This window comes from Phaeobacter porticola, from assembly GCF_001888185.1.
Lineage (GTDB): Bacteria > Pseudomonadota > Alphaproteobacteria > Rhodobacterales > Rhodobacteraceae > Phaeobacter > Phaeobacter porticola.
On sequence record NZ_CP016364.1, the window covers coordinates 1,194,073 to 1,217,779 of the forward strand.

Sequence of the window (23,707 nt, forward strand, 5' to 3'; positions counted from 1 at the left end):
CCTGGACAGCGTCGGTAGGCCGCCAAGTCGGCGAGATGTCCCTCGCTCTCAAAATTGGATCATGGTGCAGGATCCAACTGGGAGACTAGCCAGGCTCCATCCCAGCATCCGACCAGGGGCGACGCGGCGGTTGCGCTTCTGTCGTATTCAAAAAACCACGGATCGGACAATTTGGGGGTCGGCTTCTCCTATGTAAGGCCAGTCCGGCACGGGCTGGCGTTGCGCCGCCTTCTGATGCCCGGTGCGCAAGCTGCCGCGCACCCATCCCTGACCTGATCAGGATCAAAGACCGGCAATCGCAGGGCATGGTTTAAGATGGCAAACACACTTGATTTGCCAACCCATGACCGGAGTGACCGCTATGATCCGCCTTGCATCCATTCTCTATTCCCTGATCGGCAGCAGTCTTGCCGGTGCGGCCGTGATCGCGGTTCTGGTGGCCGGGCATGTCTCTGTTCCGGCTATTCTGATGGCGGCCGCTGTTGGTGCGGTAGCAGGGCTTCCGGTGTCCTATCTGGTGGCGCGACGGCTTTATCAGGGATGACCACGCGCGTCCCGGGCGGCGGCGCCGCGTTCAGGCGTCAAAGAAGCTGCGGGCTGTCGCGACAAAGGCGCGCGGATTTTCGGCGTGGAGCCAATGGCCGCAATCGGGAAGTTTGGCAAAATGTGACTGGCTGAACCGTGCCTTGATCAGGGGGCGATGCTCCGGCAGGACATAGTCCGAGGCAGCGCCGGACAGAAACAGCGTGCTGCCGTCCCATTGCGCGTCGGTCTCGGGAAAACCCATGATGTGGGGCATGTCGTGTTCCAGGGTGTCCAGGTTCAGGCGCCAGCGCCGGTTCGGTAGATCAAGGGACTGCGTGAAGAAACTCTGTAGTGCTTTCTCAACGCCGAGGTTGGCCAGCTGCTCCTCGGCGTCGGAGCGGCGTTCGACCTTTGCGAGATCAACCTGACGCATGGCATGTATGTATTGGATCTGGCTGTGCTGGTAGGCCACTGGCGCGATATCCGCGACCAGCAGGCGGCGCAGCGCCTGGGGGTGGTTGAGTGCCAGCGTCATTGCCGCCTTGCCGCCCATAGAGTGGCCAATCATATCAACGGGCCCGCCATGGGCTGCGATCACCTCCGCCAGATCATCGGCCATATCGCGGTAGCTGTGGGTTTCGGTCCAAGGGCTGTTGCCATGGTTGCGCATATCGATCGCGATGACCTCGCGATCATCGCAAAGCCGCTTGGCAATTGCGCCCCAGTTGCGGGCAGAGCCATAAAGCCCATGCGCGATCATCAAGGTGGGCTTGTCGGTCGGGGCGCCATGGCGGATCGTGTTCAGCATATCCCCGTGATAACGTCGGCATCGCCCGCTCGCCAGCCCCTTTGCGCGGGGGATTGCTGTTGTGTTTGATATCTCCGGCTGGCCATTGAGCGCACCGCAAAGCGTCGTTACTGTGCCGTTAGTTTTTCAGATCCCGGATCATCCATGCCAGATACACTTCTCAGCGATATCGAACAGGTTCAGGACCTGCTGAAAGACCGCGAACAGGCCGGCGGCGATCTTGCCTCTGCCCTGAAACACGCGCGACGCCGGTTGCCGCGCCGGATCTACCGTCAGGGGATGCGGCTTGCCGAGGCGCAGCATTTGCTGGCGCACCCGAAGCTGCGGCTGACGGTTGAGCACGATCCGTTGCAGCGCGCGGCGCGAGAGGTGATCAAGCACCTGAAGTCCATTGACCTGGCAGACCGCCGCCGCGGACGGCTACTGGATATCGTCGCCACAATTGCCTTCTCGTTAATCGTGGTTGCGATATTGCTCGTGGTGGTGCTGCGCTGGCGGGGGTTTGTCTAAGGCGTGACACCCCTTTCCCTTGCGGGCGCGGCCCGGTATCTTGAACGTGGTTCAAGACTGAAGGGCAGAGCAAATGGCAAGCAAGGCCGAAATCCGCAAGCAAGAGTTGCGTGAAAAACTGGTGGCAGCGGCTGAGATCCGCATCCGCCGTGATGGGGCAGGGGCACTGCGGGCGCGGGATCTTGCGACGGACGCGGGCTGCGCGGTAGGCGCCATTTACAATGCCTTTGACGATATGAATGCCATCGTGATGGCGGTGAACGGGCAGACCTTTCAGGCGTTGGGGCAGGCTGTGCGGCAGTCTCTCAACGGGGCGGAAGCTGCGGCGCCTACCGAACGGCTGATCCTGATGAGCAATGCGTATCTGGGATTCGCGGCAGAGAATACCCGGCTGTGGCGCGCCTTGTTCGATGTGCAGGCGGAGGAGACGGAGGTCCCTGACTGGTACCGTGCCGCGCTGGAGGATCTGTTTTCAAACATTGCGGCGCCGGTTGCGGAGATTTTTCCCGACAAAACACCCCAGGATTTGGTGCTTATGGTGCGGGCGCTGTTCTCGGCCGTGCATGGAATCGTTTTGTTGGGACTGGAAAACCGGATCTCCGGCGTGCCGGTTGACCAAATTGAGCGCATGATTTCCGAGGTGTTGTCGCGGCTTACATGATTTTTTGAACATTGTTCAAAATAATACTTGAACGGCGTTCAAAATATTTCTATACCCATGTTGTGAACGATGTTCATGATATGGAGGAAACCATGTTTGCAACGATTAAGACCTTGATCCGGGGCATTGATGCCCGCGCTGAAGAGCGGTTGAGCGACACCTATGCGATTGAGCTGATTGATCAGAAGATCCGCACCGGCGAGGCCGATCTGACCCGCGCCAAACAGGCGCTGGCCGGTTTGATCCAGAAATCCCGTATGGAGACCCGTCAACTGGAGGCGGTCACAACGCGGATCAACGATCTGACGGAGCGGGCCCGCGCGGCACTTACAGAGGATCGCCAGGATCTGGCGCAGGCCGCTGCCACGGCCATTGCGGAGTTGGAAAATGAGCAGGCGATGCGCCGCCGTACGGTCGACATGCTGGAGCAGCGCAGCCTGCAGCTGCGCCAGTCCGTAGAATCCTGTCATCGCCGTCTGATGGATCTGAAACAGGGCGCAGTTGCAGCGAGGGCCACCCGCAAGGCACAAACGGCGCATAGCGGCATGGCGCGCAACACCGGCCCGAGCGACACGCTGGGGGAGGCAGAGGCGCTGATCAACCGGGTGATGTCCGCCGAAGATCCCTTTGAACAGAGCGAGATCCTGAAGGACATCGAAACCGGGCTGAGCCATGGCACGGTGGCAGATGATCTGGCGGATGCCGGGTTCGGCGCCCCGACACGCAGTACCGCTGCTGATGTTCTGGCGCGGCTGGCACTGAAAAACTGACACTGCGCGAGCGTCCACAAACCGGCGCAGCTTTCTTAAATACCTGAAAAATCAAGACGACCAACCGGGAGAGACCCAATGAGCAACGCACGCAACGACAACAACCTGATCACCACCCTCAATGTGGCCGGTGTGGCTGTGGCTTACGGGATGCTGGGCATCTCGCTCTGGCTTTCGACTGAGGTGCCGCTGGCGACCAAAGGGTTCTGGGGTATGGGCATCATGCTGCTGACACTGAGCTTGATCAACGTTGTGAAATACCGCTTTGATATCCGTTCCAGCGAGGATCGCATCCGCCGCATCGAAGAGGCGCGCAATGAGAAAATGCTGGAAGAGGCGTTGGCTGAGACCAAACCGCTCTGATCCGGCGGATTGAGACCTAACAAAAGAAAACCGCCGCGTGCCATAAGAACGCGGCGGTTTTTTGTTTTGACCGACTGGCTTAGTGGTTCGGGTAGAGCGGGAAGCGGGCGCAGAGGGCAGCCACTTTCTCGCGCACCGAGGCCTCGACAGCAGCATTACCGTCTTCGCCATTGGCGGCCAGACCGTCGACAACTTCGATGATCAGATCCGCGATTTCGCGGAATTCAGCTTCGCCAAAGCCACGGGTGGTGCCTGCGGGGGTGCCCAGACGGATGCCCGAGGTAACGGTCGGCTTTTCCGGGTCGAACGGGATGCCGTTCTTGTTGGTGGTGATATGGGCGCGGCCCAGAGCTTTGTCCACGATATTGCCGGTCACGCCTTTGGGGCGCAGATCGACCAGCATCACATGAGTGTCGGTGCCACCGGTGACGATGTCGAGACCGCCCTTGATCAGCTGATCCGAGAGTGCCACGGCATTGGCGCGCACCTGCTTCTGGTAGTCTTTGAACTCAGGACGCAGTGCTTCGCCAAAGGCGACGGCCTTGGCGGCGATCACATGCATCAGCGGGCCACCCTGGATACCGGGGAAGATCGCGGAGTTCACTTTCTTTGCGATATCGGCATCATTGGTCAGAATCATGCCGCCGCGCGGGCCGCGCAGGGTTTTATGCGTGGTGGTGGTGGCGACATGCGCGTGGGGAAAGGGTGAGGGGTGTTCACCTGCGGCAACCAGGCCGGCGAAATGCGCCATGTCGACATGCAGGTAGGCGCCAACCTTGTCGGCAATCTCGCGGAAGCGGGCAAAGTCGATGACGCGGGGAATAGCGGAGCCGCCAGCGATGATCAGCTTGGGCTGATGCTCAACCGCGAGGGCCTCAACCTGATCATAGTCAATCAGGCAGTCTTCTTCGCGTACACCGTAGTGAACAGCGTTGAACCATTTGCCGGACTGGTTGGGGCGCGCACCGTGAGTGAGGTGACCGCCGGAGGCCAGATCCATGCCGAGGATGGTGTCGCCGGGCTGGATCAACGCCTGGAACACACCTTGGTTCGCCTGCGAGCCGGAGTTGGGCTGCACGTTGGCGAACTCACAGCCAAACAGTTGTTTGGCGCGGTCAATGGCGAGGTTCTCAGCAACATCAACGTATTGGCAGCCGCCATAGTAGCGACGACCCGGGTAGCCCTCGGCGTATTTGTTGGTCAGAACAGTGCCCTGGGCCTCCATCACGGCGGCGGAGACGATGTTTTCCGACGCGATCAGTTCGATCTCGTCGCGCTGACGGCCAAGTTCATCCGTGATAGAGCCGAACAGCTCCGGATCGCGCTCGGCGAGGGATTGGGTGAAAAAACCGGGGTCGCGGGAGGTGGTCACGGTCATGATGCTGGCTCCATGAGTTGGCGTTCCATTTGAGAGATTTCCTATCGGAAACTCCCTGACCCTGAAAGCCCGGAATACGACGAATTCCTCGCTGAGAGCGGCAAGACTGGCAATCTTGGGAAAGCTGTGATTGTTTCGGAACGAATTGCGTAACACCGGAAACAGATTTGATGACCATGAGAATCGCCTTTCTGGCCAGCCGGGCTCCGGTGGCGCAGTCAGCCCAAGCCGCGATGGTGGCCCGCTATGGCAATGTGCCCAAGGAAGAGGCGAATGTGATCGTTGCCCTTGGCGGCGACGGTTTCATGCTGGATACGTTGCATGATACGATTGATCTGTCGGCTCCTGTTTATGGCATGAACCGTGGTACCATCGGTTTTTTGATGAATGAATATAGCGAAAGCGACCTGATCGCGCGGTTGATGGCCGCTGAACAGGAGATCATCAATCCGCTGTCCATGGTTGCACTTGATACTGAAGGGCGGACGCATCGCGCTCTTGCCATCAATGAAGTCTCATTGCTGCGGGCTGGTCCTCAGGCGGCCAAGCTGAAGATCTCGGTCGATGAACGTCAGCGCATGGCAGAGCTGGTCTGTGATGGTGCGCTGGTCTCAACGCCTGCGGGGTCCACCGCCTACAATTATTCGGCGCATGGCCCAATCCTGCCCATCGGTTCCGATGTGCTGGCGCTGACAGCGATTGCTGCCTTTCGTCCGCGCCGTTGGCGCGGTGCGTTGCTACCGAGCAATGCAACAGTTCGGTTTGATGTGCTGGAACCCGATAAGCGGCCCGTGATCGCCGCAGCAGATTCCGTGTCCTTTGCCAATGTGGTGCAGGTGGAAATTGCGACCCAAACCAAAATCCGCCACAAGATTATGTTCGACCCTGGCCATGGGCTCGAAGAACGGCTGATATCCGAGCAGTTCACCTGAGATAGAGTGATGCCTCATAGGTTGTATCACGTGTTTGTGAATGCAAAACTCGCTATTTTGTGCGATAATCGAACTCTACAATAGGCCGATGCCAGCGGTGACAGCCAAAGGGCATAGCGATCCCACTAAGGGACGCAGCGATCTACCGGGATGGCAATCGGCCGCTTATTTAAGCACCTATCATTTTGCCTGAACCGGACTGTGCGGATCTTCATCCGTCCGCGTTTGAAACTGCGAAGGCGGGAAACGCCGGGGCGATGATCCTGAACCTTCGTGTGATTATTTTATGAACGAGTATCCGGTGGTATCGGAATATCCGGGGGTCGGCGCATACCGAGCCCCGGATTTTCATGTGTTTCAAAGATGGATGCCCATAATTGTCGACCTGATAATGGATTATAGTTTTGTCGCCATCTGTGCCCACAGCGGATCGCACATGGGGCCAATGCGGTCCTCGATCGCGATGCAGGCATCCACGGCCATGTCTTCACGCCAACGCGGTGCCGCGATCTGTATGTTCGTCGGCTGTGGACCTGCGGGCAGCTGGGCCAGTCGGCTTGGAACCGAAGCTGCGGGCAGGCCTATGAAGTTCATCGCATAGGAATATACAGCACAGCCCAGGACCTCATGCACGCCTGTGGCGCCTTCAGTGTCCCGATCAGGTTTGAAGAAAGGTTGCGGCAAAAACGGCGTGAGCACCAGCGGGTAATCCTGCATGAACAGCGACCAATCCCGCGCATACTGCGTGCGTTTGGCCATCATTTGCAGCAGTTCCGCCCCGGCAAAGGGGGGGAATTCCTCAAAATACACTGCAAAGATATCCCGCACGGTTTGCGAGCCGGCGGCATCCACGTCCCCCTTCATCAGGGCATAGACCTCTCCCATCAAGGCGCGATAGCCGGTACGACCGGCGTCGAAGACATCCGGCAGCTTGGTTTCCTCAACCAGATAACCGGCATCACCCAGCGCTGCACGCGCGTCCTCCAGTGCGGCGTCGACCTCGGGGTGCAGATCGTAGCCGTAGGTTTCCTTGGAAAAGGCGACGCGGATCGGACCGTCCGGGGATGCACCACGCCAAGGCATAGGCACATGGAATGGATCGCGCGGGTCGGCGGCAATCAGGCTGGGCATCGACAGATGCAGATCCCGCGCTGATCGGGTGATCAGTCCCTGCACCGACATATTCTGTGCGAGCATGCCGCGCTCTGCGCTTTGGCTTGGGTTCCAGGCCGGCACCCGCCCCAGACCCGGTTTTACTGTCACGGCACCATTGGCTGCCGCCGGAAACCGAAGCGAACCACCGATATCATTGCCATGGGCCAACGCACCAATGCCTGCCATGACCGCGGCCCCCGCGCCGCCAGATGATCCGCCGGGGGAGATATGCCGACCCCAGGGATTATGTGTGCGCCCAAACAGCGGATTGTCTGTGTCGGCGCGAAAGGAAAACTCGGGCGTGTTGGTGCGTCCGATAATAACCGCGCCGGCGTCTTGCAGGTTTTTCACCACTGGCGCGTCACCTGGGGCGATCAGATCCTTCAGCGCGGTGACACCGTTAGAGGTCGCGTGACCGTTCTGATCGACGTTGATCTTGATGGTCACGGGGATGCCATGCAGCGGGCCTGGCGTCGTGCCGTTGTTGCGGGCCTGATCAAGCGCATGGGCGCGCTCTAGGGCTTCACCCCTCAGATCCTCGACGACGGCGTTTAAGGCAGGGTTCACTGCGGCCATTCGGGACAGCGAGGCCTCTACCGCCGCCTTGGCAGTGATGTCCCCGTTGCGGGTGTGTGTTGCCAGTTCAGTTGCGCTAAGCTGCCAGATTTCCGTGCCTGTCATATGTTTAGTCTCCCTTACCGCGAGAGTAGTGGGCAGGGCGGGACATGCAAGGCGCGTCACTCCAAAAAAAGAACCCTGCCACAGGGGCAGGGTGTAAGTTGGGGAGGTATTCAATGTGCCCTGCCAATGACAGGCGGGGCAGTAGATCGTGTTACCTGGCGTAGCCGAGGTCCTGCAGCGCCAGGGTGATTTCGTCCAGAATGGCCGGATCATCGATGGTTGCGGGCATTTTCCAATCCGTGCCATCGGCGATGTTCACCATCGTGCCACGCAGGATCTTGCCAGAGCGGGTCTTCGGCAACCGGTCCACGACGCAGGCCTGTTTAAAAGCCGCCACGGGACCGATCTTTTCACGCACCAGCTTGACCACCTGTGCGGCGACCTCGGCATGGGGCGTGTCGCAACCGGCGTTGAGGCAGAGGAAGCCAACAGGGGCCTGACCCTTAAGGCTGTCGCTGACGCCGATAACGGCGCATTCGGCCACGTCGGGATGTCCTGCCAGCACCTCTTCCATTGCACCGGTGGACAAGCGGTGGCCCGCGACATTGATCACGTCATCAGTGCGCGCCATGATGTAGAGATAGCCGTCCTCATCCTTCATGCCGGCATCTCCGGTCTCGTAATAGCCGGGGAAGGTGGTGAGATAACTCTTCTTGAAGCGGTCCTCGGCATTCCACAGCGTGGGCAAGGTGCCGGGGGGCAGGGGCAGTTTAACTGCAATCGCCCCCAGCTCGCCTGCCGCAACAGGGTGGCCGCCTTCGTCCAGGATATCAACGGTATAACCGGGCATTGGCACGGCGGGAGAGCCGAGTTTGGTTGGCAGCTCTTCAACCCCCAGCGGGTTCGCGGCAATCGACCAGCCGGTCTCTGTCTGCCACCAGTGATCCACCACCGGCACCTTTAGCTGATCCTGCGCCCAGACGATGGTGTCGGGATCCGCGCGTTCACCAGCCAGATAGACCTGTTTGAGGCAGCTGAGATCGTATTTCTTGACGTATTCGCCTTTGGGATCTTCCCGCTTTACCGCCCTGAACGCGGTCGGGGCGGTGAAGAAACTTTTGACCTTATGTTCGGAGATCACCCGCCAGAATGTGCCCGCATCCGGCGTGCCAATGGGCTTGCCCTCAAACACGATCGTGGTGTTGCCATGGATGAGCGGCCCGTAGCAGATATAGCTGTGACCCACGACCCAGCCCACATCGGACGCCGCCCAGAACACGTCGCCAGGATCAACATTATAGATGTTCTTCATCGACCAGTTCAGCGCCACCAGTTGGCCTGCGGTGTGGCGGATCACGCCCTTGGGCTGGCCGGTGGTGCCGGAGGTATAGAGGATATAGGCGGGGTGATTGCCCTCAACCGGGACACATTCGGCTGGTTCCACACCGTATTGGAAACCATGCCAATTGACGTCGCGGCCTTCGATCAATTCGGCGACTTCCTGTTCGCGCTGGAAAATCACGCAGAAGTCGGGCTTGTGTTCGGCCAGCTCAATCGCGCCGTCCAGAAGGGGTTTGTAATGCACCGTGCGCCCCGGCTCCAGACCGCAGGAGGCGGCGATAATCGCCTTAGGCGTGGCGTCGTCAATGCGCACGGCCAATTCATTGGCCGCAAATCCACCAAAGACCACAGAGTGCACAGCCCCCAAACGCGCGCAGGCCAGCATTGCTTCCAGTGCCTCGGGGATCATCGGCATGTAGATGATGACGCGGTCGCCTTTTTCCACGCCCTTGGCGCGCAGGGCACCGGCGAGAGTGGCAACCCGGTTGCGTAGCTCGACGTAGGAGATTTCGCGCTTGGTATGGGTGATCGGACTGTCATAGATGATCGCGGCCTGCTCGCCCCGGCCAGCCTCAACATGACGATCGACGGCATTGTAGCAGGTGTTCACCTTGGCATCGGCGAACCATTCATAGAGCCCGTCCCCCTTGTCGGTCAGGGCCTTGGTTGGCGCACTGTCCCAGCTGATAGCGTTGGCTGCTTCCATCCAGAAGTGTTCGGGGTTGGCCTTCCAGCTCTCATAGACGGCTGAATATGACATGGGTTCCTCCTCCTCATCCTTGGGGGTGAGTTAGGCCCATGGGCGTCGGTCGGGCAAGCGCCCTGCGCGACGTAGCGCCATATTGGCGCAAGAAATTTGCAGTTTAGCGCAAGAATTATCTGCAAAGTTTTGCAAACAGAATTGTTTTGGTGAATATCCAGCAAGATGACAGGGGGTTTGCAAAGTCTATGTGAACCCCTGCGAAATCGACGCGATGAGTGGAGAAGAGCAGGCGCGCTGATTCTTTGATCCGCGCCTGCGCCTTGTCCGATTGGCAATTGCCCCCTGATGTCGGTCAAATGCCGGGGTCAGCTGTAGTGAGTGACAGGCGTCCCTGCGATGGCGGCCATGTTCAGCAGCCCGCGCGCGGTGATCGACGGGGAGACGATATGCGCCCGATTGCCCATGCCCATCAGGATCGGACCGACTTCCAGCCCGCCGGCGCGCATTTTCAGGATATTGCGTACGCCACTGGCAGCATCAGCATGGGCAAAGATCAGCACATTGGCCTCTCCCTCCAGCCGTGAGTTCGGGAAAATGCGGGTGCGCAGCTCGGGATCTAGCGCCGTGTCGATGTTCATCTCGCCCTCGTAGATGAAATCACGCGGTGTCTCGTCCAAAATCTGGATCGCGGCGCGCAAGCGAGCACCGGAATCGCAGCTGGTATTGCCAAATTGCGATTGTGAGCAAAGCGCAATTTTCGGCTCCAGACCGAAACGGCGGACATGGCGCGCGGCACCGATAACGGTCTGGGCAATCTGTTCGGGCGTCGGCTCAATCCGCACATGGGTGTCCCCGATGAACAGGGGTCCGTCTTCAAGGATAACCAGCGACAATGCACCGTGAGGTTCGTAAGTGCCGCCGCCAAGGACCTGGTTCACATAGTTCATATGCCAGCGATACTCACCAAAGGTACCGCAGATCATGCTGTCGGCCTCGCCGCGATGGACCATGATGGCGCCAATTGCGGTGGTGTTGGTTCGCATGATCGCCTTGGCCAGATCGGGCGTCACGCCTTCGCGCTGCATGACGCGGTGATAGCTGGTCCAATAGTCGTAATAGCGCGGATCATTTTCTGGGTTCACGATCTGGAAATCGGTACCGGGACGAATGCGCAGGCCCAACCGTTCGCAGCGGGTTTCGATGACCTCCGGACGACCGATGAGGATTGGTGTCTCGGTAGTTTCTTCCAGAATGCCCTGGGCGGTGCGCAACACGCGCTCATCCTCGCCCTCGGTAAAGACGATGCGCCGTGCGGCGGCCTTTGCCGCTTCAAACACCGGTTTCATCAGAAGCGCGGATTTGAACACGGTCTGATTTAGCTTCGCCCGGTAGGCTGCAAGATCGTCTATGGGACGCTGTGCGACGCCACTCTCCATCGCGGCCTTGGCCACGGCGGATGACACCACCCCGACAAGACGCGGATCGAATGGTTTAGGGATAAGGTAGTCCGCACCAAAGGTCAGCTGTTCGCCCTGATAGGCGGCTGCGGCTTCGGCGGAGGTGGTCATACGGGCCATTTCGGCAATGCCCTCGACGCAGGCGATCTGCATCTCGTCGTTGATCTCTGTCGCGCCGACATCGAGCGCCCCGCGGAAGATGAACGGGAAGCAGAGGACATTGTTGACCTGATTGGGAAAGTCGCTGCGGCCTGTGGCGATGATCGCATCAGGCGAGACCTCGCGAGCCACATCCGGCAGGATTTCCGGGTTGGGGTTGGCGAGGGCGAAAATGATCGGCCGGTCGGTCATCTTGGCGACCATTTCCGGCTTCAGCACATTGGGACCAGACAGGCCAAGGAACAGATCAGCACCACCGATCACATCGTCCAGCGTGCGCAGATCGGTCTTCTGTGCAAAGGCCGATTTATGCGGGTTCATATCCTCGGTGCGACCCTCATAAACCAGACCGTGCAGATCGCAGAGCCAGATATTCTCACGTCTCACGCCCAGTTTCACCAGCATGTTGAGGCAGGCAATCCCCGCAGCGCCACCACCGGTGGATACGATTTTGATATCCTCAAACCGTTTTCCGGCCACATGCAGCGCATTCTTGGCCGCAGCGCCTACAACAATCGCGGTGCCGTGCTGATCGTCATGAAAAACCGGGATGTTCATCCGCTCGCGGCAGATCTTCTCGACGATAAAGCAGTCCGGCGCTTTGATGTCCTCGAGATTGATGGCGCCAAAGGTCGGTTCCAGCGAACAGACGATATCGGCGAGTTTTTCTGGATCGCTCTCGTTCACCTCAATATCGAAACAGTCGATACTGGCGAATTTCTTGAACAGGACAGCCTTGCCCTCCATCACAGGTTTGGAGGCGAGCGCGCCGATATTACCCAAACCCAGAACCGCCGTGCCATTGGTCACCACCGCAACCAGATTGCCGCGCGAGGTGTATTTTGCCGCGTCGGCCGGATCGGATTTGATTTCCAAGCAGGCCTCGGCGACACCGGGGGAGTAAGCCCGTGCCAGATCACGGCCATTTGCCATCGGCTTGGTCGCGCGGATTTCCAGCTTACCGGGGTTGGGATAGGCGTGATAGTGCAACGCGGCATCGCGCAGTGATTGTGTGTCGGTTTTTGGATTTTTGGTCATCAGGCGCTCCAGAGACTTTAGTTTAGTGCTAAACGACTTTTGACGTCAGGGAAACAGGCTATTCTTTCAGTGTTATCTTGGCGCTCTGACAGGTCTTGCGCCTAAGGTCGCTTCGTCTCACTGTATGGCAAAAACCTATAGGGGAGCGAAGAATGGCCGATACGATTGCGGAGCTTAGGCTGCCAACGCAGGAACTGCGGGACGATATCCCGTTTTATACCAAAACACTGGGTATGAAGCTGAATTCCATCTATCCGGCGGACGATCCGGCGATTGGCGTGTTTTCAGGCCATGGGCTGCGTTTGCGTATTGAGCGGGGCGCGGCAGAGGCGCCTGGGACCATCCGCATCCTAACCGATGACCCCGATGGATTTGCTGACGGCGCGCGCAGGCTGACGGCGCCAAATGGCACCAAGATTGAGATCGAAGAGCGCAATCCACCGCTGGTCATGCCAGAAACGGTTCACAGCTTTGTTGTGCGCCGGCTCAAGGATCAGGCCCCCTGGATCATCGGCCGTGCCGGAATGCACTACCGCGATCTGGTGCCGGATCGCTTGGGCGGGTCGATCATTGCAAGCCATATTCGCATCCCTGATGGCGGGCCGGTTCCGGATATGGTGCATTTTCACCAGGTCGGCTTTCAGCTGATCTTCTGCATCCATGGCTGGGTTGATGTCGTCTATGAGGATCAGGGCGACACGATGCGCTTGACCGCAGGCGATTGTTTCATTCAGCCGCCGGAGATCCGTCATCGGGTGCTGGAAGCCAGCGACAATGTGCAGGTGATCGAAATTGGCGTGCCGGCCGAACATGTGACTGAGATCGATCATGAGATGACGTTGCCGACACCACATCTGAGGCCAGAGCGCGAATGGCAGGGTCAGCGATTTGTTTACAACAAGGCAGAAGATGCCGAATGGGTGCCGTTCCGCCTGCCGGGGTATATCTGCCGCGACACTTCGATTGCCGAGAACACCAAGGGCGTGGCCGGGGTGCAGGTGGTGCGCCGGGGCGAGGGCGCGCCGCAGTGGGCGGCCCATGACACCGATATTCACTTCACCTTTGTGATGAATGGTACGCTGACGCTCGAAGGGCAGGGGCGCGAGCCGTTTCAACTGGAACAGGGCGATGCTTTTGTCATTCCACCGGGCATGAAGACCCGGTTGAGCGAGCCTTCGGTTGATGTGGAGCTGCTCGAAGTGACCTTGCCCGGAGTGTTCAACACCACATTGGGCGATCCGTCAGCCTGAGGCGCGATCTGCCGATGGCAGCCTGGGCTGGATGGTGTGATACACTTGCCTGTACGTGCCGGGGGCTTCCACTCCCTTGGTGAAATCCGCTAGTGTCACCAATTCTGACCAAATGATCAAAAAATTAAGGAATCGCCATGAACCTCAGAGACGCTGCCACCGCCGTTCGTGAAAACGCGCACGCGCCTTATTCCAATTTCAAGGTCGGCGCGGCGATCAGAGCGGCGTCTGGCACCATCTATGTGGGTTGCAATGTCGAAAACGTGGCCTACCCAGAAGGGACCTGCGCCGAGGCAGGCGCGATTGCGGCCATGGTGGCAGCCGGTGAGACGCGGCTGGAGGCGGCGTATGTGATTGCCGATTGTCCTGCACCTATTCCGCCCTGCGGTGGTTGCCGCCAGAAGCTGGCGGAATTTGGTGGCGCGGATGCGCACGTCACCCTTGCGACCACCGATGGAACCGAGCGAGAGACCACAATTGGCGACCTGCTCCCCGGAGCATTTGGTGCGGATCACATGGAACGGAGCTGAGCCATGGATGCGCGCGCCATAATTGCCAGCTTGCGCCGGGGTGAAACGCCAAGCGACAGCGATCTGCGTTGGTTTGCCGAAGGATTGGCCAATGGCACAGTAAGCGACGCTCAGGCCGGGGCCTTTGCCATGGCAGTCTGTCTGCGCGGCCTGGGGGTGGACGCACGGCGGGCGCTGACATTGGCGATGCGTGACAGCGGCGATGTGCTGACGTGGAACCTGGGTGGTCCGGTGCTGGACAAGCACTCCACCGGTGGGGTTGGCGATTGTGTGTCGCTGCTGCTGGCTCCGGCCTTGGCGGAATGCGGGGCGTATGTTCCGATGATTTCGGGGCGGGGACTGGGCCATACCGGCGGCACGCTCGACAAGATGGAAGCCATTCCGGGCGTCTCTACGCAGGTGTCTGAACAGCAACTGGTGCAGATGATGCAGAATGTGGGCTGTGCCATCGTTGGCGCCACGGCGCAGATCGCTCCGGCGGACAAGCGGCTTTATGCGATCCGCGATGTGACGGCCACAGTGGACAGTCTCGATCTGATCACCGCGTCTATCCTGTCGAAGAAACTGGCGGCCAGCACTGATGCACTGGTGCTGGATGTCAAAATCGGATCTGGCGCGTTTATGAAGACCTTGGATGAGGCCGAAGCGCTGGCGCGCAGCTTGACGGATACTGCCAATGCCGCGGGCTGCAAAACCTCTGCATTGATCACAGACATGAACCAGCCGCTTGCGCCTGCCCTTGGCAATGCGCTGGAGGTGACAGAGGTCATGCGGGTGCTGACGGGCCTGTCCGGTCAGGATGGCGCATTGGCGGAACTGACAGCCGCGCAGGGCGGTGTGCTATTGGCCCATGGTGGGCTGGCAGCGGACGCAGCAGCCGGGGCCGCGATGATCCGCAAGGCGATTGCAAGCGGGGCGGTAGCGGACCGCTTTGCCCGCATGGTTGCGGAGATGGGCGGCCCGACAGATTTTTCTGATTGCTGGCAGGATATCCTGCCTATGGCACCGGTGCTGCGCGCGATCACAGCAGAGCAGCCAGGCGCTGTTTCTGCAATCAATGGCGAGGCGCTGGGCATGGCGGTTGTGCGCCTTGGCGGTGGGCGTATGATCGAGAGTGATGTGGTCGATCCCTCGGTCGGCCTTGCCAATCTGGCGCCGCTGGGTGCGGAACTGGCCAAAGGGGAACTGATTGGCACCATCCATGCCGCGGATGAGGCGGCTGCAGATGTGGCAGAGAGATGCCTGCGCGCGGCCTACCAACTGTCTGAGGCCGCGCCCGAACTGCCACCGCTGATTCACAAGAGGATTGCATAATGGCCCGTGCCTTTCTTGTGGTGATGGATTCCGTTGGCATCGGGGGTGCGCCTGATGCCGGGCGGTACTTCAACGGGGAACTGCCGGATCTTGGGGCCAATACGCTGGCTCATATTGCGCAGGCCTGCGCAGCCGGACGGGCTGAACAGGGGCGAAGAGGACCCCTGCACCTGCCAGCACTGGATGGTTTAGGCCTTGGGGCTGCTGTTGCGTTGGCCTCTTCCGTGCCTTGCCCGGATCTGGGGGGGACTTTGCGTGTTGGGCGCTGGGGCGCTGCTACAGAGACAAGCCGGGGTAAGGACACGCCTTCGGGCCATTGGGAACTGGCGGGATTACCGGTGCCGTGGGATTGGCGATATTTCCCGGATCAAAACCCGGCATTTTCTGACGAACTGGTTGCCCATGTCTGCGCGGCAGCCGGGACCGATGGCATTCTGGGCAATTGTCATGCATCGGGCACCGCGATCATAGAAACGTACGGAGCCGAACATATTCAGTCTGGGCAGCCGATCTGCTACACGTCGGCTGACAGCGTGTTCCAGATCGCCGCTCACGAAGAGAGTTTTGGCCTCGACCGGTTGCTGACGCTCTGCGAAGCGGTGGCACCTTATCTGCATCAGATGAAAGTAGGTCGGGTGATTGCACGGCCCTTTGTCGGCACGGCGAAAGACGGGTTTCAGCGAACCGCCAATCGGCGTGATTATGCGATTATGCCACCTGCGCCGATCTTGACCAATTGGGTGCAGGATGCAGGGCAGCGCGTGCATGGCATCGGGAAGATCGGAGATATCTTCTCTATGCAGGGCATTGATACCTTGAAAAAAGGCAATGATGCCGAGTTGATGCACTACCTGCATGATGCGGTGGCTGAAGCGGAAGAGGGCAGCCTGACCTTTGCCAATTTTGTAGAATTTGACAGCCTCTATGGCCATCGCCGCGATATCTCGGGATATGCCTGCGCGCTGGAATGGTTCGACGGAGAAATCGCGAAGCTGTTACCTGAGTTGCGCGCAGATGATCTACTGATCCTGACTGCAGATCACGGCAATGATCCCAGCTGGCCAGGCACAGACCATACGCGCGAACAAGTACCTGTGTTGATGGCTGGGGTCGGGATTGGTCCGCTTGGCTGTGTCGGATTTGCCGATGTCGCGGCGACGGTTGCTGCGCATCTTGGCGTGACCGCAACGGGGCCTGGTAAGCCTGTCTTGCATGGCTGACTGCGACCAAGACCTGCTATCTGGTGATTGTGCAAGTGATGTTTTATTACGAAGCTTCGCACCAGCTCGTAATAAATCTAGCTTGCCTGTCGCAGCGTACAGAGACTATGAGAGTTTGAATTTTCCCGAAAGGAGTGGCCCATGTCCGATCATCTGACCGTTGTCGATCACCCGTTGGTGCAGCACAAGCTGACCCTGATGCGCGACAAGGGCACATCGACCGCAGGATTTCGCCGTCTGCTGCGCGAGATCACCCAGCTTCTCGCCTATGAAATCACCCGCGAAATGCCGCTGACCACCACCACCATCGACACCCCGATGGAGGAAATGGAAGCGCCAATTCTGGCAGGCAAAAAGCTGGCGTTGGTGTCGATCCTGCGTGCGGGCAACGGTATGCTGGACGGTGTTCTGGAGCTGATCCCCTCGGCCCGCGTTGGTTTTGTGGGACTGTACCGGGATGAGGAAACGCTGCAGCCGGTTCAATACTACTTTAAGGCACCGGAGGGTTTGAAAGACCGCCTGGTAATCGCCGTGGACCCGATGCTGGCGACCGGAAACAGCTCTGCCGCAGCAATTGATCTGCTGAAAGAAGCCGGCGCGAACGACATTCGCTTCCTCTGTCTCCTGGCCTCGCCCGAAGGAGTGGAGCGGATGAAGGAATTGCACCCCGATGTGCCAATCGTCACCGCCTCGCTGGACCGTCAACTAAACGAAAAAGGGTACATCCTGCCCGGCTTAGGTGATGCAGGTGACCGGATGTTCGGCACAAAATAAGCGCGCTAGCAATGCGTCTGTACGTATTTCTGGACTGTGATTGCGGTCCTTTTCTAGGGCGTCTGGAAACAGGCGCTCTTTGATCATTGGGGTAGGCTTCCGGGCGATGGATCCGCGAGATGTCTCTGGGATCTTTCGGTTATTCTGGCAAACCCCGCTTTACTCAGATTCCGTTTTCAGGCATCCTGCACCCATATATTGTGGGGCTTTCGGATGACGCTTACTAGAATTATTGCAAGTGCCTTGATCGCGGTGGCCGGCATCAGCAGCGCAAATGCGCAGTCGATCCGCACGACAGAGCCTCCTGCCGAGTTCCCACCCGCTTCCTATGCAGGCAAACAATACGTCGATAGCCGAGGCTGTGTCTTCATTCGCGCGGGTATTGATGGAAACACCACTTGGGTGCCACGCGTGACGCGCAGCCGCAAACAGCTCTGCGGGTTTGAACCCACAGAGGTGTCCGCAACGTCCGTCCCTCCTAAACCCACGTCTGCTCCAGCACCCGAATTGATCACCCTGCCGGAGGCCCAGCAGGTGACCGGTACACAGGCCGAGATTGCTGGGGGCACATCGGTTGACTCCGTGCCCATCGCCGCCGCGCCGCGTAGCGTCACCACCACAAAACCACAACGCAGTGCCGTGCGTCAGGCCAAACCACGACGGGTTGCAACGTCCAGCCCCAGCCAGCCACGCCAGCGGCGGGTTCTGGATGATGCCTATCGCCCATCGGTCCAGCCAGTTGCGTCGTCCTTGGGGGCTGGCCGCTGCGTCGGGGCATCCGCTCTGAGCCAGCAGTATATCAATCAAACTGCAGATGTACGCTGTGGTCCACAAGGTGGTGGGATTGGAAACTTGCCGGTGCTGGATCAGAATACCCGCGTGCTTCCGAAACATGTCTATCAGGAGCGTCAGCTGGCCCGCGGTATCGAGGTGCCTCAGGGGTATCGGCACGCCTGGGATGATGATCGCTTGAACCCGCGTCGTGCTGAAATGTCGCTGGGCGCTGTGCTGGCGCAGACCAATGGAGGCGTGCCTCGGGGCTATGTGCAGGTGACCCGGCAAGATCGGTACAACCCGAACAGGGGGCCGCAGGGGGCGGCCATCTGGACGAGGACCGTGCCACGTGACGGGATCCAACGCCCGGTGGACCGACCTATTTTGAGGCTGTCGAACTCTCAGACACGCAGTGCTGCCGCCGCGCCGGTACTTACAGAAGAGGATATGTTGGTGACCCGGCTGTCGACCCGCTCGGCGCCAACTGAAACAATCTCGACTGCTTTGGCAAAGCCCGTGTTGAGCGCGCGTCGCTATGTGCGTGCGGGAACCTTTGCAGATAGGGCCAAGGCCGAGGCAGTGGCGCAACGATTGCGTCAAAAGGGCATGCCCATTCGTCTGGGACGGGTCGTGCGGAATGGCCAGTCGTTACGGGTGGTGCTGGCCGGCCCATTTGCAACAGATGGCGCAGCACGAGCCGCATTGAGCAAAGTCAAGGCGGCAGGCTTTGGTGGGGCTCGGTTGAGCAAATAGGCTGGTTTCGGCAAGCCTCTGCTAGCGGCAGATCAAATCCTGTCGCGAGATATCCACAGCGGAGCGCGAGTTGGGCTCAAAGATCAAGTGCTGCATCCTAGGCTGTCGTACTATGACTAGCCGCAGATGCTCTGCAATTGCACCCAGTCGCGGTCGTTCATCACCGGCTGCATGTCTCTTCCCGCCATCGGATCCGCCTCGATGAGGCCAAGCACGGTCTCGCCCGTAATGTCCTGCGCATAGGCATATGGCGTAGAAGGGACAGCCGCGCGGGCAAATTCCGCCAGAGTTGTCGCCTCATCCGGGGAAGGGCGCGGCGTGCTGATCACGGTTTCGGCGTATCGATCCAGCGTTGAGCGGGTCAGCTCACCCGTGGTGAGCATCCTGAAGGTTGCGCCCATGCCGCCAGCGGCCAGCAGCTGGGTCAACGGGTCCTGCTCAATAGCGCGGGCGCGTTCGACCAGAACAGCCCCGGCCGCTACAGCGGGTTCCTCATGGTCCTCTACCAAATCGCGGTTCAATAAAACGATACCGCCGGGTAAATACAGGCTGCTGGCAACACCGCTGCGTAAAATGACCAGCTGCCGCACATCTAGGCGCGCGGCGAGACGCTCCAGAATGGGAGCGGTTTCTGGCGTGCTACAGGCTTGGCCTGAGACACGTTCGATCCGGCCCAGAAGCGCCTGTCCCAGTGCCTTGCGCTTGATGTCGGGGACCACATCAACGGTGTGGGATAACAATGCGTTTGGCAGCCAGAACACCGCCAGCGCAGCGACCACCGCCAACCCACCAAGCAGCGTCACAGCCCGCAACCGACCGGGGCGCGCGCGGGCGCGGGTGAGGGCCGTTTGCAACCGGTCAATGGCATCCAGCATGGCGGTTTCATCTTGGCCGATCTCTAGCGTTTCGCCAGCGTCGCCATAGGGATGGAAAAGCGCAGGATAGCTGCCGGGGTTCTGCCGCTCCAGCGCGGCCAGCGACCAATGCGCCAGCGGGCGATCATTCATGTCGGCGATCGTCAGGGTCGCATCGCCAACCGAAACAATAACATCACGTCGCTGTGCCTCCGGGGCTGCGCGCCACAGGGCGGCAGCCTCCAGCCGTTGATATTCCCGCAATGCTGTCATGAAAGGGAAGCGTCCTCAGCGTTGATTGTTCACAGATCAAATAGCACGCGGGCCGCTTCATCAGCAATTGGCATTGCAGCGGATCCCGCGTGGATCGGGCCTGGTTTCGCGGTTAAAGCGACTTGGCTTGCGTGCGCAATTCAAATTTCTGGATTTTCCCGGTCGATGTCTTGGGAAGATCTTGGAAAATCACTTGTTTCGGAGTTTTGAAGCCAGCCAGTGTTTCGCGGGTAAAGGCGATCAAGGTGGCAGCATCGACCTGGGCACCCGGTTTCAGTTCGACAAAGGCACAAGGCACTTCGCCCCATTTGTCATCCGGCTTGGCCACCACCGCGGCGAGGTTCACATCGGGGTGCCCCATTAACACGCCTTCAATCTCAACAGAGGAGATGTTCTCGCCTCCCGAGATAATGATATCTTTGGCGCGATCGGCGATCTGAATATAGCCATCCGGGTGCTGCACTGCGATATCGCCAGAGTGGAAGTATCCGCCCTGAAAGGCCTCCGCGGTGGCGTCCGGGTTTTTCAGGTATCCCTTCATTACCGAATTCCCACGCATAACGATTTCGCCCTGATCCTGACCATTCATCGGGATTTGCAGCATGTCGTCATTCATCACGGTGATATGGTCCATCATTGGAAAAGCCACGCCTTGACGTGCCTTGATCGCCGCGCGCCCCTGTTGGTCCAGATTGTTCCAGTCGCCACCTTTCCACAGGCATTCGGTGACGTGGCCATAGGTTTCGGTCAGCCCGTAAACTTGGGTGACATGAAAGCCGAGGCATTCGATTTTCTCCAGCGTGGCGGGGGCAGGAGGTGCCCCTGCCGTAAACACTTCAACGGTATGATCGAAGTTGCGGCGTTGGTCTTCGGGCGCGTTCACCAGCATATTGAGTACGATAGGCGCGCCGCCGAAATGGGTGACCCCTTCATCGGCGATGGCATCATAGATCGCCGGTGCCGTGATGTCGCGGCAGCAGACCAAGGTGCCACCAAGCACGGGCATCATCCAAGTATGGTTCCAGCCGTTGCAGTGAAACAGCGGCACAATCGCGAGATACTTAGGTTGCATAACCATCCGCCAGGAAATAACCGTGCCCATCGTCATCAGATAGGCGCCGCGATGGTGATAGACCACCCCCTTGGGCCGACCCGTGGTGCCGGAGGTGTAGTTGAGCGCAAGGCTTTCCCATTCGTCCTGCGGCATGATCCAGTCGAAATCATGGGCAGCAGCGGCGAGAATATCCTCATAGATTGGGTGGCGACCAGACGCCGGATAGCCCGCGTCCGCATCAGGCACTTCGATGATCAACGGGCCGGGTCCGTCACATGTGTCTTTGGCGACTTCGGCCAACGACAGAAACTGGCTGTCTACCAGCGCAACCTTGGCTTCCCCATGGTCAAAGATATAGGCTACCGTGCCGACATCCAGCCGGGTGTTAATGGTATTCAGGACCGCACCACAGGCGGGTACGCCGAAATGCGCCTCTGCCTGTGCGGGGAGGTTGGGGATCAGGGTTGCGACCACGTCGCCCGGAGCCACCCCTATCCCTGCAAGAGCAGAGGCAAGTCGCGTGCAGCGGTCATAGTAGGCAGAATAAGTTTTACGGTGTTTGCCGTAGACCACAGCCGGAACATCGGCAAAGACATGGGCCGCCCGACGCAGATGTGACAGCGGCGTCAGGGGGGCATAATTGGCGTCGGTTTTTTCCAATCCCGTTTCATCAGACATCCAACCCATATTCGCCCCTCCCAAGATGATTCATGCGCGTGCTCTCCAAGATATTGCGCAAAGTTGCACGTATTGAAAGCGGCAAGACTGACTCGGCGTGAGAGCTGAGGTTTTCTTTGTGTCCTAAACCGCTTAGCCTGTGCTTATGATCCTGTCGCTCGGCCGCTCTTATGTCTTTGTGCATATTCCCAAGACCGGGGGTACGGCGCTTGCGTTGGCGCTGGAGGCGCGGGCAATGGCGGACGACATGATGCTGGGGGATACGCCTAAGGCTCTGCACCGCAGACGACGTTTGCAGGGAATCGAGACGCGCGGGCGTTTGTGGAAGCATTCGACGCTGGGTGACATTGAGGGGTTGGTGCCAGATGCGCGATTGCGCGGCCTGTTTGCCTTTACCCTTGTGCGCAACCCTTGGGACAGGGTGCTGAGCCTTTATCATTGGCTGCGTGCGCAGGGGTTTAACCATCCAACGGTGCCGCTCGCAAAAACGCTCAACTTTGATGCGTTTGCCTGTCATCCGATGATTTTGTCTGGTCTGCGGTCCACGCCTGCCAGTGCCTATATGCGCCATGCCGACGGTGCAGTGCAGTGCGATCTCTTTATTCGGTTGGAACAGTTCGCCACGGACGCAGCGCCGCTGTTTGATCATCTCGGATTTGAGCTTCAGTTGCCACGCGCCAATGTGTCCGAACGGCCAAGAGCGTGGCAGGACTCGTACAGCGATGCCGCGCGTAAGGCCGTCGCTGAGGTCTGCGCCGAAGACATCGCACAGTTTGAATACTCTTTTAACGATTCACCGGTAGACCTGTAATCGAGAGACGGAATCAACGTGCAACCCGATCAGCGCCAAAATGGCTCTATGTCCATCGCACTAATGATCGTCCTCCCGTTTGGTGCGCAACTGCTTTGATCAAACGGATGGGTAATGTGACGGGCCGCGCAGAATGTGTGGCTGCCTTGGTGAAAGGGAAAACCGATGCTGGATTGGCTGCTAAAACGCAAGCTCTCTCCAATGGCCGAGGCTCTGGAAACAGAGTACCCGCTGGTCGCAGCCGGACAGGGCGGGATCCTGTCAGGCACGCATGTGGCCTCGAACCTTGGTTGGCGCCCGATTGAGGCGCTGGCCGTGGGCGATATGGCCCTTACCTTTGACCATGGGATGCAGCCCATTGTTGATATCCACCGCGAGACGCTGTTGCTGACCAGCGGTGCCCCCAATCCACTGACATGTCCGGTCTATATTCCGCAGGATGCGCTGAACAATCGCGCGCCGCTTTGGGTGATGCCGAACCAAGGAATTTTGATCGAAAGCGATCTAGCCTGTGACGGGCAGGGCGATCCATTTGTGGTGGTGCCGGCCTGCGCGCTGGAAGGCTATCGCGGGATCCGCCGCGCGGAACCAGAGACCCGGCTTGAGATCGTCGTACCTCGTTTTGCACAGGACGAAGTCATTTATCTGGAAGCCGGATTGCTGGGGTTCAGTGTCTCACCGCGTGACCTGCTGTCGTTCGACACAAGCGCGCAGCCTGATCTTTATCGCGTGCTGCAGCCCGATACGGCACGTGAACTGGTCATCGATATGATTACTGAGGAAAGCGTCTGGGCCAATACTCTGCCGATGGGGCCAGGTGGTCACGGTGCAGCGGAATATGCCGTGATGGTCTAGGTCTCAGTAACCAGCAGACCGAACGGAAGTCGCCATCCAATCCGGAGGCGACTTTTTTCATTTATTCAGGTGGTTATAGGGCGAGGCTTACATGAAAAAGCGGCACCCAAGGGCGCCGCTTTTCCTATGTATCAATATCAGCTTGT

21 protein-coding genes are annotated in these 23,707 nt (G+C 59.2%); 14 read left to right on the forward strand and 7 right to left on the reverse strand.

The features are described 5' to 3' along the window. The first annotated feature begins 361 nt into the window (after nucleotides 1–361). Nucleotides 362–544, forward strand: a complete 183-nt coding sequence (locus tag PhaeoP97_RS05835; RefSeq protein ID WP_014874309.1) for a hypothetical protein — start codon at nucleotides 362–364, stop codon at nucleotides 542–544. 30 nt (nucleotides 545–574) lie between these two features. Here PhaeoP97_RS05835 and PhaeoP97_RS05840 read toward each other — a convergent pair whose 3' ends face one another. Continuing rightward, the gene (locus PhaeoP97_RS05840) at nucleotides 575–1,333 is read right to left on the reverse strand and encodes an alpha/beta fold hydrolase (protein WP_072504275.1); all 759 of its coding nucleotides are present in this window, start codon (nucleotides 1,331–1,333) and stop codon (nucleotides 575–577) included. 144 nt (nucleotides 1,334–1,477) lie between these two features. Here PhaeoP97_RS05840 and PhaeoP97_RS05845 point away from each other — a divergent pair, with 144 nt between their 5' ends. The 4 genes from PhaeoP97_RS05845 (at nucleotide 1,478) to PhaeoP97_RS05860 (ending at nucleotide 3,637) form a co-directional block, all read left to right on the forward strand. Then, nucleotides 1,478–1,843: a hypothetical protein gene (locus PhaeoP97_RS05845; RefSeq protein WP_072504276.1), complete on the forward strand. Its 366-nt coding sequence runs from the start codon at nucleotides 1,478–1,480 to the stop codon at nucleotides 1,841–1,843. A 73-nt stretch (nucleotides 1,844–1,916) separates the two neighbouring features. After that, on the forward strand, nucleotides 1,917–2,504 hold the full coding sequence (locus tag PhaeoP97_RS05850; RefSeq protein ID WP_040173067.1) for a TetR/AcrR family transcriptional regulator: 588 nt from the start codon (nucleotides 1,917–1,919) through the stop codon (nucleotides 2,502–2,504). A gap of 92 nt (nucleotides 2,505–2,596) precedes the next feature. Beyond that, nucleotides 2,597–3,274 (forward strand): PspA/IM30 family protein, encoded by a 678-nt coding sequence (locus tag PhaeoP97_RS05855; protein ID WP_072506325.1) that lies wholly within the window; start codon nucleotides 2,597–2,599, stop codon nucleotides 3,272–3,274. 78 nt (nucleotides 3,275–3,352) lie between these two features. After that, complete coding sequence (locus tag PhaeoP97_RS05860) at nucleotides 3,353–3,637, forward strand: YiaA/YiaB family inner membrane protein (RefSeq protein WP_072504277.1); 285 nt, start codon at nucleotides 3,353–3,355, stop codon at nucleotides 3,635–3,637. A 79-nt stretch (nucleotides 3,638–3,716) separates the two neighbouring features. Here the strand turns inward: PhaeoP97_RS05860 and glyA are convergent, their stop codons facing one another. Then, entirely contained in the window at nucleotides 3,717–5,015 is a 1,299-nt protein-coding gene (glyA, locus tag PhaeoP97_RS05865) for a serine hydroxymethyltransferase (protein ID WP_072504278.1), read from the reverse strand. A gap of 170 nt (nucleotides 5,016–5,185) precedes the next feature. Between glyA and PhaeoP97_RS05870 the strand changes: the two genes are divergently transcribed. Beyond that, nucleotides 5,186–5,947 (forward strand): NAD kinase, encoded by a 762-nt coding sequence (locus PhaeoP97_RS05870; RefSeq protein ID WP_072504279.1) that lies wholly within the window; start codon nucleotides 5,186–5,188, stop codon nucleotides 5,945–5,947. 396 nt (nucleotides 5,948–6,343) lie between these two features. Here PhaeoP97_RS05870 and PhaeoP97_RS05875 read toward each other — a convergent pair whose 3' ends face one another. From PhaeoP97_RS05875 to PhaeoP97_RS05885, 3 genes are all read right to left on the reverse strand, one after another. Continuing rightward, nucleotides 6,344–7,783, reverse strand: a complete 1,440-nt coding sequence (locus tag PhaeoP97_RS05875) for an amidase family protein (RefSeq protein ID WP_072504280.1) — start codon at nucleotides 7,781–7,783, stop codon at nucleotides 6,344–6,346. A gap of 151 nt (nucleotides 7,784–7,934) precedes the next feature. Beyond that, complete coding sequence (gene prpE, locus PhaeoP97_RS05880; RefSeq protein ID WP_072504281.1) at nucleotides 7,935–9,824, reverse strand: propionate-CoA ligase PrpE; 1,890 nt, start codon at nucleotides 9,822–9,824, stop codon at nucleotides 7,935–7,937. A 308-nt stretch (nucleotides 9,825–10,132) separates the two neighbouring features. Beyond that, nucleotides 10,133–12,421 carry an NADP-dependent malic enzyme gene (locus tag PhaeoP97_RS05885; protein ID WP_072504282.1) on the reverse strand — a complete coding sequence of 763 codons (2,289 nt, stop codon included), beginning with the start codon at nucleotides 12,419–12,421 and terminating at the stop codon, nucleotides 10,133–10,135. Nucleotides 12,422–12,573: 152 nt separating this feature from the next. On the opposite strand from PhaeoP97_RS05885, the gene PhaeoP97_RS05890 reads away from it, so the two are divergent. The 6 genes from PhaeoP97_RS05890 (at nucleotide 12,574) to PhaeoP97_RS05915 (ending at nucleotide 19,036) form a co-directional block, all read left to right on the forward strand. Beyond that, nucleotides 12,574–13,671, forward strand: a complete 1,098-nt coding sequence (locus PhaeoP97_RS05890; protein ID WP_072504283.1) for a cupin domain-containing protein — start codon at nucleotides 12,574–12,576, stop codon at nucleotides 13,669–13,671. Between the two features lie 137 nt (nucleotides 13,672–13,808). Then, nucleotides 13,809–14,201 carry a cytidine deaminase gene (locus PhaeoP97_RS05895; protein WP_072504284.1) on the forward strand — a complete coding sequence of 131 codons (393 nt, stop codon included), beginning with the start codon at nucleotides 13,809–13,811 and terminating at the stop codon, nucleotides 14,199–14,201. 3 nt (nucleotides 14,202–14,204) lie between these two features. Continuing rightward, nucleotides 14,205–15,515: a thymidine phosphorylase gene (locus tag PhaeoP97_RS05900; RefSeq protein WP_072504285.1), complete on the forward strand. Its 1,311-nt coding sequence runs from the start codon at nucleotides 14,205–14,207 to the stop codon at nucleotides 15,513–15,515. After that, entirely contained in the window at nucleotides 15,515–16,735 is a 1,221-nt protein-coding gene (locus tag PhaeoP97_RS05905; protein WP_072504286.1) for a phosphopentomutase, read from the forward strand. Before PhaeoP97_RS05900 ends, PhaeoP97_RS05905 begins: the two co-directional genes overlap by 1 nt. A gap of 141 nt (nucleotides 16,736–16,876) precedes the next feature. Next, nucleotides 16,877–17,509, forward strand: coding sequence for a uracil phosphoribosyltransferase (gene upp, locus PhaeoP97_RS05910; protein ID WP_072504287.1), 633 nt, complete (start codon nucleotides 16,877–16,879; stop codon nucleotides 17,507–17,509). A 213-nt stretch (nucleotides 17,510–17,722) separates the two neighbouring features. Next, nucleotides 17,723–19,036 (forward strand): SPOR domain-containing protein, encoded by a 1,314-nt coding sequence (locus PhaeoP97_RS05915; protein WP_072504288.1) that lies wholly within the window; start codon nucleotides 17,723–17,725, stop codon nucleotides 19,034–19,036. Nucleotides 19,037–19,152: 116 nt separating this feature from the next. Here the strand turns inward: PhaeoP97_RS05915 and PhaeoP97_RS05920 are convergent, their stop codons facing one another. Both PhaeoP97_RS05920 and PhaeoP97_RS05925 read right to left on the reverse strand, forming a co-directional pair. Next, on the reverse strand, nucleotides 19,153–20,163 hold the full coding sequence (locus tag PhaeoP97_RS05920) for a hypothetical protein (protein WP_072504289.1): 1,011 nt from the start codon (nucleotides 20,161–20,163) through the stop codon (nucleotides 19,153–19,155). A 112-nt stretch (nucleotides 20,164–20,275) separates the two neighbouring features. Further along, the gene (locus PhaeoP97_RS05925) at nucleotides 20,276–21,904 is read right to left on the reverse strand and encodes an AMP-binding protein (protein ID WP_072504290.1); all 1,629 of its coding nucleotides are present in this window, start codon (nucleotides 21,902–21,904) and stop codon (nucleotides 20,276–20,278) included. A 136-nt stretch (nucleotides 21,905–22,040) separates the two neighbouring features. Here PhaeoP97_RS05925 and PhaeoP97_RS05930 point away from each other — a divergent pair, with 136 nt between their 5' ends. Together PhaeoP97_RS05930 and PhaeoP97_RS05935 are read left to right on the forward strand one after the other, a co-directional pair. Beyond that, nucleotides 22,041–22,706 (forward strand): sulfotransferase family protein, encoded by a 666-nt coding sequence (locus PhaeoP97_RS05930; protein WP_072506326.1) that lies wholly within the window; start codon nucleotides 22,041–22,043, stop codon nucleotides 22,704–22,706. 165 nt (nucleotides 22,707–22,871) lie between these two features. Beyond that, a complete protein-coding gene (locus PhaeoP97_RS05935) occupies nucleotides 22,872–23,561 on the forward strand; it encodes a Hint domain-containing protein (RefSeq protein WP_072504291.1) in 690 nt (229 codons plus the stop codon). Nucleotides 23,562–23,707 lie beyond the last annotated feature (146 nt).

Excerpts from the sequence above, each read along its gene's own strand:
- PhaeoP97_RS05835 (WP_014874309.1), top strand. The coding sequence starts at position 362 with ATGATCCGCCTTGCATCCATTCTCTATTCCCTGATCGGCAGCAGTCTT.
- PhaeoP97_RS05840 (WP_072504275.1), bottom strand. The coding sequence starts at position 1,333 with ATGCTGAACACGATCCGCCATGGCGCCCCGACCGACAAGCCCACCTTG.
- PhaeoP97_RS05860 (WP_072504277.1), top strand. The coding sequence starts at position 3,353 with ATGAGCAACGCACGCAACGACAACAACCTGATCACCACCCTCAATGTG.
- PhaeoP97_RS05855 (WP_072506325.1), top strand. The coding sequence starts at position 2,597 with ATGTTTGCAACGATTAAGACCTTGATCCGGGGCATTGATGCCCGCGCT.
- PhaeoP97_RS05890 (WP_072504283.1), top strand. The coding sequence starts at position 12,574 with ATGGCCGATACGATTGCGGAGCTTAGGCTGCCAACGCAGGAACTGCGG.
- PhaeoP97_RS05875 (WP_072504280.1), bottom strand. The coding sequence starts at position 7,783 with ATGACAGGCACGGAAATCTGGCAGCTTAGCGCAACTGAACTGGCAACA.
- prpE (WP_072504281.1), bottom strand. The coding sequence starts at position 9,824 with ATGTCATATTCAGCCGTCTATGAGAGCTGGAAGGCCAACCCCGAACAC.
- PhaeoP97_RS05900 (WP_072504285.1), top strand. The coding sequence starts at position 14,205 with ATGGATGCGCGCGCCATAATTGCCAGCTTGCGCCGGGGTGAAACGCCA.
- PhaeoP97_RS05925 (WP_072504290.1), bottom strand. The coding sequence starts at position 21,904 with ATGGGTTGGATGTCTGATGAAACGGGATTGGAAAAAACCGACGCCAAT.
- PhaeoP97_RS05920 (WP_072504289.1), bottom strand. The coding sequence starts at position 20,163 with ATGACAGCATTGCGGGAATATCAACGGCTGGAGGCTGCCGCCCTGTGG.
- PhaeoP97_RS05850 (WP_040173067.1), top strand. The coding sequence starts at position 1,917 with ATGGCAAGCAAGGCCGAAATCCGCAAGCAAGAGTTGCGTGAAAAACTG.
- glyA (WP_072504278.1), bottom strand. The coding sequence starts at position 5,015 with ATGACCGTGACCACCTCCCGCGACCCCGGTTTTTTCACCCAATCCCTC.
- upp (WP_072504287.1), top strand. The coding sequence starts at position 16,877 with ATGTCCGATCATCTGACCGTTGTCGATCACCCGTTGGTGCAGCACAAG.
- PhaeoP97_RS05935 (WP_072504291.1), top strand. The coding sequence starts at position 22,872 with ATGCTGGATTGGCTGCTAAAACGCAAGCTCTCTCCAATGGCCGAGGCT.
- PhaeoP97_RS05915 (WP_072504288.1), top strand. The coding sequence starts at position 17,723 with ATGACGCTTACTAGAATTATTGCAAGTGCCTTGATCGCGGTGGCCGGC.
- PhaeoP97_RS05895 (WP_072504284.1), top strand. The coding sequence starts at position 13,809 with ATGAACCTCAGAGACGCTGCCACCGCCGTTCGTGAAAACGCGCACGCG.
- PhaeoP97_RS05885 (WP_072504282.1), bottom strand. The coding sequence starts at position 12,421 with ATGACCAAAAATCCAAAAACCGACACACAATCACTGCGCGATGCCGCG.
- PhaeoP97_RS05930 (WP_072506326.1), top strand. The coding sequence starts at position 22,041 with ATGATCCTGTCGCTCGGCCGCTCTTATGTCTTTGTGCATATTCCCAAG.
- PhaeoP97_RS05905 (WP_072504286.1), top strand. The coding sequence starts at position 15,515 with ATGGCCCGTGCCTTTCTTGTGGTGATGGATTCCGTTGGCATCGGGGGT.
- PhaeoP97_RS05870 (WP_072504279.1), top strand. The coding sequence starts at position 5,186 with ATGACCATGAGAATCGCCTTTCTGGCCAGCCGGGCTCCGGTGGCGCAG.
- PhaeoP97_RS05845 (WP_072504276.1), top strand. The coding sequence starts at position 1,478 with ATGCCAGATACACTTCTCAGCGATATCGAACAGGTTCAGGACCTGCTG.